This window comes from Bacteroides sp. K03, from assembly GCF_019734355.1.
In the GTDB taxonomy this organism is placed as follows: domain Bacteria; phylum Bacteroidota; class Bacteroidia; order Bacteroidales; family Bacteroidaceae; genus Bacteroides; species Bacteroides nordii.
On sequence record NZ_JAASHC010000008.1, the window covers coordinates 21,171 to 35,077 of the forward strand.

General features: G+C 39.0%; 13 protein-coding genes and 1 pseudogene. 12 read left to right on the top strand and 2 right to left on the bottom strand.

What is annotated here, in order from left to right:
• Positions 1-233 precede the first annotated feature (233 nt).
• The 7 genes and pseudogenes from HCG69_RS08060 to HCG69_RS08090 all read left to right on the top strand — a co-directional run bounded on the left by HCG69_RS08060 (position 234) and on the right by HCG69_RS08090 (position 6,609).
• Positions 234-572, top strand: coding sequence for a hypothetical protein (locus HCG69_RS08060; RefSeq protein WP_221649631.1), 339 nt, complete (start codon positions 234-236; stop codon positions 570-572).
• Positions 573-811: 239 nt separating this feature from the next.
• Positions 812-3,664, top strand: a complete 2,853-nt coding sequence (locus tag HCG69_RS08065; protein WP_221649632.1) for a BT4734/BF3469 family protein — start codon at positions 812-814, stop codon at positions 3,662-3,664.
• A gap of 30 nt (positions 3,665-3,694) precedes the next feature.
• Entirely contained in the window at positions 3,695-3,910 is a 216-nt protein-coding gene (locus HCG69_RS08070; RefSeq protein ID WP_221649633.1) for a hypothetical protein, read from the top strand.
• Positions 3,898-4,317, top strand: a pseudogene (locus tag HCG69_RS08075) (relaxase/mobilization nuclease domain-containing protein); the annotation flags it as partial. The gene HCG69_RS08070 and the pseudogene HCG69_RS08075, both read left to right, overlap by 13 nt.
• A 316-nt stretch (positions 4,318-4,633) precedes the next feature.
• Positions 4,634-5,377, top strand: a complete 744-nt coding sequence (locus tag HCG69_RS08080; RefSeq protein ID WP_370634138.1) for a helix-turn-helix domain-containing protein — start codon at positions 4,634-4,636, stop codon at positions 5,375-5,377.
• Positions 5,378-5,390: 13 nt separating this feature from the next.
• Positions 5,391-5,987 (top strand): sugar O-acetyltransferase, encoded by a 597-nt coding sequence (locus HCG69_RS08085; RefSeq protein WP_221649634.1) that lies wholly within the window; start codon positions 5,391-5,393, stop codon positions 5,985-5,987.
• A complete protein-coding gene (locus HCG69_RS08090; protein ID WP_221649635.1) occupies positions 5,980-6,609 on the top strand; it encodes an HAD family phosphatase in 630 nt (209 codons plus the stop codon). Before HCG69_RS08085 ends, HCG69_RS08090 begins: the two co-directional genes overlap by 8 nt.
• A 182-nt stretch (positions 6,610-6,791) precedes the next feature.
• On the opposite strand, the gene HCG69_RS20655 is transcribed toward HCG69_RS08090, so the two are convergent.
• Both HCG69_RS20655 and HCG69_RS20835 read right to left on the bottom strand, forming a co-directional pair.
• Positions 6,792-7,019, bottom strand: a complete 228-nt coding sequence (locus HCG69_RS20655) for a tyrosine-type recombinase/integrase (RefSeq protein WP_255585573.1) — start codon at positions 7,017-7,019, stop codon at positions 6,792-6,794.
• The gene (locus HCG69_RS20835) at positions 7,016-7,222 is read right to left on the bottom strand and encodes a tyrosine-type recombinase/integrase (RefSeq protein WP_354003830.1); all 207 of its coding nucleotides are present in this window, start codon (positions 7,220-7,222) and stop codon (positions 7,016-7,018) included. Before HCG69_RS20835 ends, HCG69_RS20655 begins: the two co-directional genes overlap by 4 nt.
• A 571-nt stretch (positions 7,223-7,793) precedes the next feature.
• Between HCG69_RS20835 and HCG69_RS08100 the strand changes: the two genes are divergently transcribed.
• From HCG69_RS08100 to HCG69_RS08120, 5 genes are all read left to right on the top strand, one after another.
• Positions 7,794-9,575, top strand: coding sequence for a RagB/SusD family nutrient uptake outer membrane protein (locus HCG69_RS08100; protein ID WP_221649636.1), 1,782 nt, complete (start codon positions 7,794-7,796; stop codon positions 9,573-9,575).
• A gap of 564 nt (positions 9,576-10,139) precedes the next feature.
• Complete coding sequence (locus tag HCG69_RS08105; RefSeq protein WP_195351094.1) at positions 10,140-10,547, top strand: NINE protein; 408 nt, start codon at positions 10,140-10,142, stop codon at positions 10,545-10,547.
• A gap of 67 nt (positions 10,548-10,614) precedes the next feature.
• Positions 10,615-11,253, top strand: a complete 639-nt coding sequence (locus tag HCG69_RS08110) for a hypothetical protein (protein ID WP_221649637.1) — start codon at positions 10,615-10,617, stop codon at positions 11,251-11,253.
• A 4-nt stretch (positions 11,254-11,257) separates the two neighbouring features.
• Positions 11,258-12,112, top strand: a complete 855-nt coding sequence (locus HCG69_RS08115; protein ID WP_221649638.1) for a DUF5683 domain-containing protein — start codon at positions 11,258-11,260, stop codon at positions 12,110-12,112.
• 150 nt (positions 12,113-12,262) lie between these two features.
• The gene (locus HCG69_RS08120) at positions 12,263-13,891 is read left to right on the top strand and encodes a carboxypeptidase regulatory-like domain-containing protein (RefSeq protein WP_221649639.1); all 1,629 of its coding nucleotides are present in this window, start codon (positions 12,263-12,265) and stop codon (positions 13,889-13,891) included.
• Positions 13,892-13,907 lie beyond the last annotated feature (16 nt).

Consider the following 13,907-nt stretch of genomic DNA (forward strand, 5'->3'; position numbering starts at 1 on the left):
ATTTTAAATATTATCAACATATTACATACGATCATCCATTTCATATTATTTACATCACATGGGTAAGGCTCCAAAATGTACATATTCTCTGGGACACCTTCCCGGGACAACCGGATAAAAAGAGATTTTGATATCTCTCCCAAGAATAAGTCAGGCTGTTTACTCTTTTACCCTCCTTTCTTCTAAAAAAAGTCTGTTTCGCCGTTCAAATCCCTCGAAAGCTTGATATATGTATGAAAGCAAATATAATATTGTCAGGTAAGAACGATAGTTCTATACTGGACCGCCAGGTAAGGGATTGTCCTGATGTTAACGAAAAAACAGTTCCACAGAGAATACCCAGAAGATATCGGGAAGATATCAAGAGATTACAGGAGAGATACGATCTGCATGAAGGGCTGGTCATTAATGTGTCTCTCAAAGAATTCCGAGGCATATGTGAGAGGGATTATCCAAAGATTGAAGCATACCAAGGGCTAAAGAATTTCCTGCTACGTACTTTCGGAGTAACCCTGAATATCCACTCACAAAAGACTAAGGGGGATTTCGATAAAAATACAGATGAACCATAAATTTTGTATAACCGGGGTTAGCTGGAGGCAAAGAGTAAAGGAACGTAGTGAAGTGACATACATAACTCCCCGAAGGGAGATAAAGGTGGAATAAAAAAGTTTGCAAATAGAGGTAAAATGTATAAAGAAGAGTGTGTTTTGAAGAATAAAATATTCCACCCTTCGGTTATGTATTACATACTCTCTACTATCGTATACCCTCTGTCTCCGACTTACCCTATTAATCTTAAAACAAAAACATGCATAAAATTACATTAAATGTCCCTGAGGGGATCAGATACCTTTCAGACTGGCACGACTTATGGAATACCCTGCTACCGGAAGGACAACATTACATTCTAAACAAACGTATATGCGGATGCGGAGCTACTGAAGCCTATCTCAGATCAGGCAGGAAAGTCATATTAGCCAGTCCCAGAAAGCATCTGCTCTATAACAAGTATTCCCAGCATCTTTCCGACAACCTGCACTTGTACCGTTACCAAGGGGATAAGAAGAGGTATTTTGAAAGCAGACTTATTTCCCCGACTGACACGCTTGTTTTCAATGAAAACCTGACCGGATATATCAGATCCGGAGGGAACAAGATACTGACTACCTACGATTCACTTAGGAAAATCATGGAAGTCCTGATCAGTTCAGGGGAGGAGATATCTGAATGGCTGGTAGTGACAGACGAGTTTCAGGCGATATTTTACGATTGCCAGTACAAGGCCACTACGGAATATGAGCTATGCCAGGTACTCCGGAAATTCTCCACTGTCATCTATTTGTCGGCTACGCCCTATCTGGAATCCTATTTGGATATGACGGAACAATTTAGGAATATGATCATTTATGAACTTCTCTGGCCGGAGGAGATGACACAAACTCCCAATGTCGAAGTTGTGAAATCTAAGAAACCCGTCCTGGAACTGTCTTCTGACCTGATCGGGAAATACCGGGAAGGCAACGGCAAGTCAACCGTTGTGAATGGAGAAGGTTTTACCGCCAGGGAGGCCGTGTTTTATATCAACAGCGTTTCTGAAATCAAGAAGATTATCAAAAAAAACGGGCTTACACCGGAAGAAACTGCCATTATCTGTTCAGCCAAGACTGAGAATCTTCGGAAACTGGATAATCTTTCCAGAGAAACGGGCATGAAATTCAAAATCGGTGATATCCCACAAAGAGGAGAATCACATAAAATGTTCACTTTCTGTACCTCAACTGTATATATAGGTGCCGATTTCTATTCGACCAACGCCTATTCATACATTTTTGCCAATCCGCAAGTCAGTTGCATGGCAGTGGATGTTTCGGTGGACCTCCAGCAAATAGTAGGCCGCCAGAGACTTGAGGAGAATCCTTTCCGGAATTCAGCAACTCTTTATTTCAACACCAAAGAAGCCAAAGCGACAAGGGATGAACTGGAGAATTCCGTCCAGGAGAAGAATGAGGGAACTCTGCGTCAGATAGAAAACTACAATGCCGTACCCAACAAAGACGAACAATTGCGGCTGATGGAGGATAACATAAGAACGGAAGGTCACAAGAAGCATTATTGCTGTATAGTCAGAGATGCGGATAATCATGTGCATGTCGTTAAGAATGAAATTCTGGAGATAGCAGACAGGAGGGCCTGGGAAGTATCCGACCGAATCTATAATAACGACTTCTCCATGTACCGTGCATTGAAGGCCGGGGTGAACGTGACAAAGGCTGCCGACAGCAATAATCCGGAGATACAAAGTCTCTTCACCGAATGGAACACGGACAACCGGTTCGACAGAAAGGCCAGGATGTATTGTGACCTGCATGAAAATGCCCCACTGCTCCTGGAGGAATGCAACTTTATCGAAAGGAAATACAAGGATTACTATGATGCTCTGGGAAGGGAGGGCTTTGAGAGCTCATACTGGCGGGAGGACTATATAAAACAAGCTCTTGCCCCGGTTCCCATGAAGTTATTACCCAGGAATGAAATCGCCGGTCGACTGATGAATGTACTGAAAGTAGGCGGTGAATATACAAGATCGGAAGTAAAGGAAATCCTTCGGGGAATCTATCATGACCTGGGAATACAGGGTAAACCGAGCGCATCCGATATTACCGGTTACCTGACTTGTGAAGAGAAGACTATTAGGATAAACGGTAAAAAAACAGCAATATTCAGAATTATCTCACATGCACGGGAAAAAGTCTCCCTGTTTCCTAGAATCACCGATGTAAACCAACCGCAGGAATATGACGTAGACAAGCTACTGGAAATTATCCGGGATGACACCTACTATCATCTGAAACCTAAAGTAGAAGCCGTCAGGAGTACCGGAAGTAAAGATGAGAAAAATAAGAAGAAAGCCCTTCTCCCCGTAGTTACATGGAATGGAACCTTCAGGTCCAGACATAAGAATGAGTGCACAGTCTATTCTTCCTATACAGCCCTTGATTTTGACCATATTGAACCAAAGGATATGCCGGCATTTGCCGGGTGGTTGCAGGGATTTCCATGTGTCTATGCCTGTTTTGTCACTCCAGGTGGAACAGGGTATAAAGCGATCATCCTGCATGATAACTGTGAACCGCTTTATCACTATGACCTGTACGGGCAATTAGTAAAGCTGTTTGATTGTCCCTGGATAGACAAGAGCACCACCGACCTGGCCAGAGGGAATTATCTCTCCTATGATCCGGACTTATGGAAAAATCCAAATCCTGTTCCCTTTCACTTTGTACCAGGAACACCGGAACCTGTCATACCCAATACGATGACAGAAACAGTTATCAGGGATGTGCAAGGAGAACCAGTTCTGGTACGGGATGAATCCTGGGTGGAAGGTTTCCTGAACCGATTGAACAGGCAGGTGATATCCGATGACAGCATTATCCGGATATTGAGAAAAGCATGGAACGGGAACTCGCTGAGTAACGGCAGGAATAATACGGCCATGGCTTATGCGGGTATCTTATGCAAGGCCGGGGTTGAGCCGGGTAAGGCAAAGGCATTCATAGAGGAACTTATTCCCGGTTTTGATATAACGGAAATAATCGGGTACGCTTACACCCATAATATATTCGGGTGTGAACGTATGCGGTACAGAAATAGAAAATGAAAAAATTTAACTAACTTAAAAAAAAGAATTATGGCACTGAATAAAAGTACCGGGAACATGTATGCTTTCGTTTCACATACATATAACCCGTTGAAAGGCGAATGTGAACATTCCTGTGCGTATTGTTTTATGAGACGTAAACTTCTCCTGCCTCCCTTGCGTCTGGAGCTGAAGGAATTGAAAGTGAACCTGGGTGAAGGCAACTTTATCTTTGTAGGCAGCAGTACGGATGAATGGGTGACTTGAAGAAACGGGCGAACTTCGCCAAGGTGATGAACTACGTGAACAACCCGAAGAAGGCACAGCTCATCGACAGCAAGGACGTGAGGCTGGACGACAACGCCGCCATCGCAAGAAGTATGCAGGGGCAGGCGGATAACAAACCGGAATGCAAGCTGAAAAATCCGGTGTACCACATCTCGCTGGATTTCGCCCACAAGGACACGGCCAAGCTGACGGATGCCTTGATGATCGAAATCGCCCATGAGTATATGTGGCGCATGGATATAACGAACACCCAATATATCATGTGCCGCCATACCGACAGGGAACACCAGCATCTGCACATCGTGGCAAACAGGGTGGACAATGGCGAGAAAGCTGGCAGCGACATCACCATGCACATCGCCATCGCAAAAATTGATACTTCTCTCATTGTTCTTAATCTTTAATGTTACTGATTTCTTTTGTTCACGGTACAAAGTTACGGCAGTTCTTACCAAGTCTTGGTGACTAAAGCTCCGATTGCTCTACCAATTTCACCGATTATTCTTTTTTCTCAACGAAAAGAAATACCTTTGCAAAAGATTTATATATAACAATGTATGAGCGAATTATTCAAAGCAGATAACATAAACCTGTACAATGAATGGGCGGGTGTGGAGACACAAAATCCTTTGGTGGGATTCATCGACTTCTCCGACGTGAAGCCGCTACGCCCATGCGCGAAAAATATATGGTTTCTATGCAGTGTTTCTGAAAGACCAGAAATGTGGGGAACTGCGGTATGGCCACCGTTATTATGATTATCAGAACGGCACGCTGATATTCATTGCTCCCGGACAGGTGTTCGGAACGGAGGATGATAATATGGAGTTCCAACCTGACGGCTTCCTGCTGATGTTCAATCCCGACCTGTTGCGGAATACCCCTCTTGGACGGATGATACGCGAATATTCTTTTTTTTCTTACGAAACTAACGAAGCATTGCATCTTAGCACAGAAGAACGTCAGATTATCATGAACTGTTTCCGTAAGATTCAATATGAATTGAACCATCCGATAGACCGTCACAACAAGAACCTCATAACAGACAGCATCAAAACATTTCTTGATTATCGTACACGCTTTTATGACCGACAGTTTATCACACGCGATAACCAGAACCGCGATATTCTCGTAGGGTTTGAATGGTTACTTGATGACTATTTCCAAAATAAAACTGCCAAACGTATAGGTTTGCCAACCGTACGGTATTGCGCGGACAAGCTCTGTCTTTCACCCAACTATTTCAGCGATTTGTTGAAATCAACTGCCTTACACTTCATTCATGACAAGGCGATTGGAATAGCCAAGACCGAACTTGTATCTACGGATTACACTGTTAATGAAATTGCCTATAATTTCGGTTTCCAGTACCCGCAACATTTCACCCGATTGTTTGAAAAAGAGGTAGGCTGTACACTGAACCAATATAGGATGTTGCTTAATTAAAAAGACAAAGCTTATGAAAACAGAATTTGAAAAATGTATGTCCGGTGAACCTTTCGATGGTTCATCGCCGGAGATAACAGAAATGACAATACGCAACAAAAGACTCCTGCGACAACTCCGTGAGACCGATTACGCTGATGATGAAGCAAAACAACGTATCTATCAGCAAATGTTCGGAAGCATAGGCAAGGATGTGTATATCGATATTGATTTCCGTTGCGAATATGGGCGTAATATCCATTTTGGCAACAAGGTTATTGTGAACATGAACTGTACGTTCCTCGACAATAATAGTATATTTATCGGTAATAATGTAATGATAGCTCCTGATGTAAAAATATATACTGCCACACATTCTATATATTTTTCGGAGAGAATGCCGGAAAGAACCGATTCCAAAGCTTCCATCTGCGATACCATCGCTCATGCTGTGACTATTGAAGATGGCGTATGGATTGGAGGCGGCTCTATCATTCTGCCGGGAGTGACTGTTGGAAAGAATTCCGTAATCGGTGCAGGAAGTGTCATAGTGAAAGGCATACCAGACAACTCGATAGCTGTAGGAAATCCCTGTCGTGTCATAAAAAAAATAGAACAGAGCCATGATTAAAAATCTTATCTTTGATTTCGGGAAAGTTCTCGTCAACCATGACTTACAACCGATGCTGGAACGCTATTTCGGCAATGATACCGAGAGAATGAGACGTTTTCATGACATTTTGTCCGACAGGGATTTCATCGACCAGTGCGACCGCGGTATCATCCCTTTTGAGGAAATGTTGAGTATGGCAATTCGTAAGAATCCGGAATACTCTGACGCATTTCTGTTTTTTAAAGACAACTATCTTGATGAAATTACCGGTGAAGTAGAAGGGATGCGTGAACTCCTGAAGACACTAAAACAATCGGGATTCGGTCTCTATGGCCTCACAAACTGGAGCAATACAATCTATCAAGTCATGGAGAAATACGATATATTCCAATTGCTTGACGGATGGGTAATATCGTGCGAGGAACATTTCATAAAGCCTGAAAAGGAAATCTATCTCCACCTATGCGAAAGATATTCCCTAAACCTTTCGGAGTGTTTGTTTACCGATGACAGGATGGTCAATGTCGAAGGTGCAAAACTCATCGGCATGGAAGCTGTTCTTTTTACTACCGTATCGAATTATGTGAAAGACCTGCAACTTTTTTGTAATAACGAGATAAGTATTTCCCGGAATGACTAAGTATAATTCCAATCCTTATTTGCGCTTTATTTTCCTATGTGCAATTCTCAGTATTTCGTGATAAAATTCTGTATAGGCAGAATGACAACTCTTTACCACTGGTCAATCCCAATAAGCAATAGAAAAAACTGTGATAAAACAAATTTTCATCAATGATGCCTGTTTGAAAAGAAATCCGATCTTCAGTTTACCGCTTCAATCTTAGTTTCCATAATCACATCGGTATAGACTTGTGTGGAGTTGATACTCGTATGTCCGAACAGTTTGTCAACCGTGTATAAGTCGCCTCCGGCAGCCAACGACAGCGTAGCCATCGAATGCCTATAGGCGTGGGAACTGACATTCTTTTCTATCTCTGCGGCAGTAGCCATCTTTTTAAGACATCTGTCACAGGCACTAAGGAAGGTCATGTCAAAGACCTTTTGCCCCGGCTTGCAGCCGTTTTATCCGGCAACCATCTCAACGCCGATTGGTTCAAAGGTATCGTTACCTGTTTCCTTGTCTTTTGCATTGTCTGGATTGAAACGACCAGTCCGCTATTGACCTGTTTTATATTTCTCCATGTCAGTGCGGAGACATCGCTATAGCGTAGTCCGGCAAAGTAGTAAAATATTAAGTTGAGCTATAACTTTCATAAAGGCTAAATAGTGGCACTAAAATGATACTAAAATATAAATTTAGCCGTTTATTCAATCTGTAAAGTTTATAATATCAATATATTACAAAATTTCGTATCTTGTTGCTCGCGATATGATATTACCCTTCCCGAACCGACTGCGAATGAAGTGAAGATGTTGAAGGCGGAACTGGAGAAGTTTACAAAAGTGGAGGTTAAGGCGAATGCTTATTGCTGGATGAGGTAAATACGAGGGAATAAATATAATCCGTTGCCAATCGTCCCATAGCCTTATTAAAGAAGAAATAATACTCACACAAGAAGAGTACCTGAAACCAAAAGTTTCCAATTACTTGAACTAATATAGATTAAGAAGTAAAGAAAACACAACGGCGGAAGGTACTTTCTATTTTTTTCTCTTCAATTAAAGATGAACCGTATTTATTGATTATTTTGTTAAAATTAAAAATGTGCCGTATGCAAATTTCATTTTTTAACAATGATTTTTTATATAATAATATGACGATTGATATATTTGCATATATATTATATTTTACATCTTATATTTATGAAAAATAAATTATTCATGCTTTTATGCGGATTGTTAGTTTGTTTCATATCCGCATGTTCTGACGACGAACAAGAGCAACAGGCACCACCTAAAGAAACACCGGAAGTGATAAAGGAAGTAGTGGAAACCTTGAAGGAAGCCGCCCCACAAGCCAGTGATTTTCTTGAAATACTCAAACAGACAGACCTGACAGGTGTTACAGCCGAAAAATTGACGGTATTTGCCGTAAAAAATGAAACACCAACAAGGACAGGTATGGGTCTGGATACTACTTCTGTAAAGCGCCACGTAGCTATCGGCAGCTATAAAAAAGAGGAGCTTACCGATGGTCAGGAACTTACCAGCATAGGCGGAGATAAACTATTAGTATCCAGAATTGGTGAGGAAGTATCAGTTAACGGAGTGGTGATAACAGGAGAGGCGATACCGGCGGGAGATAGTTATATCTACATTGTCTCTAAAGTCATTCCGGAACATGAAGAAAAGCCAATCTTACATGAAACAACCTTTAAAGTGTGGAACCTGCTGAACTATGATTATATGGATGATCGGGAACCGTTAGCTGATGTCACAATAAAAGTATTCAATACTTCCAAAGAATTCTTGGGAGACTATATAACAGAGACATCCGGAGATATATTAGTCAGACATGCGTCAGATACAATTTTGTACCAATTAGTAAAAGAAGGTTACCAAACCTGTATAGACTATAACGGGGATGGGAAAATTAACACGGATGAACTGACGGAAGGGAAAAACATTCTGATTTATGATGGAAATAATAATGAAATGATCTGGGAGTGTTTTATGAAAAGGCAGGCAAGTCCGCTTATACAGGCTAGTGAAGCACAAAAGCAATGGAAGGCGCAAATACGGAATTTCTACTATCAGAACCGTACACTTAATCAGGAGTTGTCATACGGTTATCACGGTTTTTCATATAATAATATCGAATCAGTTTCTGGTAACTACTGGAAAAATGCCTACAAGACTATAGACCTGGGAATTCAATTACAGGAGATAGCCCGGGAAGTAATGAATGATAAAGATTTATGGAATGAACTCTTATGCAATATCAAGGTTGATATGGGATTAATTTATTCTGATGTTCTTGGTTATTATGGACAGTATATATTTAAGAATACTCATAATGACGAAGGTACTGCTGAGATCAATGCCCTGTTTGATTATTTGGAAAAAGTAACCAACGAGCTTCCCTCTAATTATACAGGAGCACTCCGGGCTCTTGTGGCAAGAGTGTATTTGAACAATAAAAAATATCAGGAGGCATATTATAAATGTAAAGAACTCATTGAACGTGGAGATTATACTTTGTCGAATGAAGATGTTTTCGCTACTGTCAATAACAAAGCTGTAGTGTGGGGTGGATACGACGATACAATTCCCGATTTAAGGAAAGGTGAATACTTCCATCCCGTCCGTTATGTGGAAGTACTGCTGATGATGGCTGAAGCTGCCAATGAGACAGGAAATACGATAGAAGCGATACAGGCCCTTAACCAGATAACAGAAGCAAAAGGACAACCTATAATAGCACTTCCGGGAGCTACTCAAGAGGAAATCAGAGGTTATATTAAATACTTGTTCCTGAAAGAACTCTGTAATGAAGGACTGGAATATTCAACATGGAGGCGATGGGGGATTGCAGACCAGGAATTAGGAAAGATCAGCGGCTACAAGATTTATAATTCCCTGCTTCCCGTTCCTCAAAATGTATTGGATCAATATCCGGTATTGGAACAGAATCCAGGATATTAGTATTAAAAAAAACACGGTTAACAAATATAAAGACGTACCAGGACATGAAATCCTGATACGTCTTTTTTTCTCGTAATTAAAGCCGCATCAAATAAATTTATAAAAAAATAAGAAAACGTTTTCCATGCTTTTAAATCATTTTCCATGTATCTTTACGCCTAGAAAGCTCCTATTCTCTTATACATGAAGAAACAAAATCTCATAGAGCATTAGTTGTAAAAAATAAAAATATTATCTTTGTAACGTCCAATCGGAGAAATGATTGGATACAAGAAAGGTATTTTTGTGATGTCCGAATCTTAAATTCGCCAAAATTATATTAGGAGGACGGAAACAACTAATGCTCACTTTGTTTTTGTATGTCTCGGTATAGCCTATGTTATACCCCTACATATCGAACAGGGTGTGGGATTTTGTTTCTTCTTTGTTCATTCCTAAAGGGCGTTTGGCGATGCCTAAGATTCGTGAACATGGCAGACAAGTCTCTCACCCTTCTTATATACTAACGTTTAATCAATTAAACGGCTGAATTCGGAGACTTATAGGCGTATAGGAGAATAAGCTATGAAAAGTAAGTCTACAGCAGTGTTATTCGCAATTATTCTCGGTGGTTTAGGAATCCACCACTTCTACCTTGGTGATACTAAAAAAGGATTATGCTATTTAATCCCTTGGGTTCTTTTTTGCTGGACTCTCGCTATTCCTATAATTCTTTGGATTATAGAAACGATAGAAGGTATTTCCCTTGCATGTAAAAGTCAAGAAGAGTTTGACATGAAATACAATAAGGGTTATTATAGAACCTCTTATATGCCCTCAACTAATTACGCCCCCAACTATACAAATCAAGCACCTAAAGAATCGCAAAAATCAAAAACAGACCAACTTTTTGAATTAAAGAAACTGTATGATGCTGGAATACTTACCGAAGAAGAGTTTAATGTTCAAAAAACTAAAATTTTAAATTCTTGAAGGTACGATCATAAAGTAATGTCTAAAGTTTTATAAACATATTAAATGTCAAATAATAAATCCAAGTATGAAAAATTTATTTTTATTTCTTGTCATATTGATGGGAGTGTCTAATATGGCTTTTTGTCAAAACAAGCAGTTGGAAAAACAGCGTTCTAAAATGTATAAAGCTAAAATCAAGGAATACAAAAAAGAAGGATGGAAGCTAGATTCTAGCTCTAAGACCATAGAGGTTGTTCTACTGGAACATTATGAAAAACTGAAAGACGAAAATAATCAAGAGATTGTAGGTACAACATCCAATTGTCGTTCTGTGAATGTATGTCGTCAAGTCGCTTATAATAATGCTATTACAACTTATGCCAGCCTCGCTGCATCATACGTAAAAGGTAGGACAGCTTCTGATGTAAATCTAAATTCGTCAGATAAAGATGATACAGCAGAGTTTGATAAGTTTTATGCAGCTTATGAGCGAGTAATCGGAAGTGAAATAAAAAATGGAGTACTCAAAGAAAGTTATAGCATCAAAAGAAAAAAAGGTGATATTAATGAATACCAAATAGTATTCTTAGTAAACGAGGATAAGGCTTTACTAGCGAGGAAAAAAGCGATGCAACGTGCTTTAGAAGAGAGTCAGTTAGCTCAAAAGTATGCCAATGAGATTTCTAAATTTGTAAATGAAGGAGTAGAAAATCTAAATCAGTAAAGGTATGAAATATCTTATTTTAATATTAGGATTATGTTTCTATATACAGATTCAAGCCCAGCAAAAATCAGAAAGCCAACGTCCACCATGGATGAGAGGTGATCTACCTATACAAACTAATCACAGCTACTGGTTCAAACAAATGTACGGCGAAGGAAAAACATTGTCGGAAGCAAGGCAAAATGCAACATTGGCTCTATTGGGGGATTTGATGAAAGCAAAAGGATTCACCGTATCAGGCAATGAGCTTGAACAGATTCTTTCAAGCGATTCTAACAAAGAATATAATGAAACGACTTTAAGAGACTATTCATATAATATAGAATACGATCAGCAAAAAATATCTTTTCAGGTAGCGGACGAATATTGGGAGTTATTAAATGGTAACTATGTCTGTTATATATTATATGAGGTAGCTAATGATCCAAAATTTGTAAGATTTGAGACAGTCACATATACAACTAAGTATGGAGCATCCGCATTACTTCGTTCTGTTATTGTACCCGGGTGGGGACAAATGCACAAGCGACAGAAAGCGAAAGGAATAGCAATTTTAGGAACAGAAATTGCATCAATCAGTGGAATTGTTATATCACAGAACTTGCATAAGAGCTATCAAAATAAGACCAAGAAGGAGCAGGATAGCAAGCTGAGACAATCGTATCAAAATAAAAGTAACACATGGGGAAATATGAGAAACGGCTTTATCGTTGCCGCATCAGCTATTTACATTTATAATATTATAGATGTGCTAGCCTCCAAAGGTACTAAACGATACAGCAATCAGCGTTCTATTGCATTCTCTCCATTCATAGATGAAAAAACTAATTATGGAATTTCACTTGCACTTAAATTTTAGAATGATATGATAAGAAACTGTTTTATATATCTATTGCTTTCAATTTCGTGCCTTACCTCTTGTGTGGCTGATGAAGAGGCTACAACAGGAAGTTTACATGGTACTATTAAGGATTCTGAGAACGGGAACCTCTAAAAAGGGTGCTTGGTCGTGATATCGCCAACAGGCAAATCCATTACAACAGGAGATGACGGTTCTTTTTCTTTTGATAACTTAGCTGCCGGAGTATTTTCCATAGATGTATCTAAGAATGATTATGAACCAGCCAAGAAAGAAGTTACAATTGTAGCAGGTCAACCCAATAAGGCTGATATGCAACTAACAAAGCAGATGCCCAAATTATCAGTCAATAAGATAAATCTTGATTTTAGTGATAGTGAGACAGAACTTCCTATTGAAATAAGAAATGATGGAAAAAGTACTTTAAAATGGGAAATATCGACAGGTACAAAATGGATTAAAATCAATCTGACTGCCGGAGCTACAACAAAAGATATCACTTCTGTATTAATTTCCGTAGATAGAACAGGATTACCTAAAGGAGATCATAATGGTAGTATCAATATCACATCAAATGGGGGAACTGCCACAATAAAAGTAAATATGTCTATTAAAGGAGCTGTTTTAAAGGTTACACCTTCAACTCTTGATTTTGGGGAAATAGAAACGAGTAAAGAACTTTTCATTTCTAATGAAACCGAAATAGGAAGTATAGCTTATTCTATTCAACCATCTGTTAATTGGATTATATTGAGTTCTAATGAAGGAACTGTTGATACAAACACCGATAAGATAAAGGTTCTTGTAAATAGAGACGGGTTAGCTACAAATGATTACAATGAAAAATTGATTATAAACACCAAAGATGGAAGAAAAGAGATTCCGGTTATTGTTAAGCAGATAGAAAGAACTGTGGCTAAAGTTGGAATTGGTAGCTCATTTAGTGATATTACTGAAACTTCTTTCTCCATTAAAGGGACAATTCTATCAACCGGAGGACATGAAATTTCATCATATGGACATTGTTGGTCTGAACATGATGCTCCAACCATTGAAAATGATAATAAGAATAATTTCGGGAACTCAACAGAGATAAGAGAGTTTACGAGTAATATTAGTGGATTGGATGTAGGTAAAACATATTATGTACGTGCTTATGCTGTTAATGACAAGGGTACTGTATACAGTGAACAGAGAAATATTACAATGCCATATATTGAAAAGCCAACAGTTAAAACGGAAACGGCTACAAACATTGACAAAGATATCGCAACCTTAAACGGTACTATAATAGATAATGGAGGTGATAAAATAATAGAATGCGGCTTTTATTATGGAATAAACATAAATCCTGAAATAAAAAAAACTTTAGGCGACAATAATTCATCGACTTTGAAATTAGTATTGACCAACCTTAAAGAGGGCACAACATATTATTATAAAGCATATGCCACTAATTCAAAAGGTACAAGTTATGGAGAAGTATTGAGCTTTAATTTAAATTCTGATATCCATTTAACAACAAATGGCACAAATGTACTGAAAACTTACACCCCATCAGGAGGTGGAAAAACATTTAATATATTATCTAATACGGATTGGAATATTACGACTAGTGATTCGTGGTTTACTATAGAACCAATCAGTGGCTTTGGAGACAGGACTGTAGTAGTTAAAGTAGAAGCAGATAAAAAAGGGCTTACAAGAACGGGGCATCTATATATCCATTATGCTAATAAAAGTGTTGATATTCAAATATTACAATCCCCTTCTAATTAGTTTTTTAATGAAATGA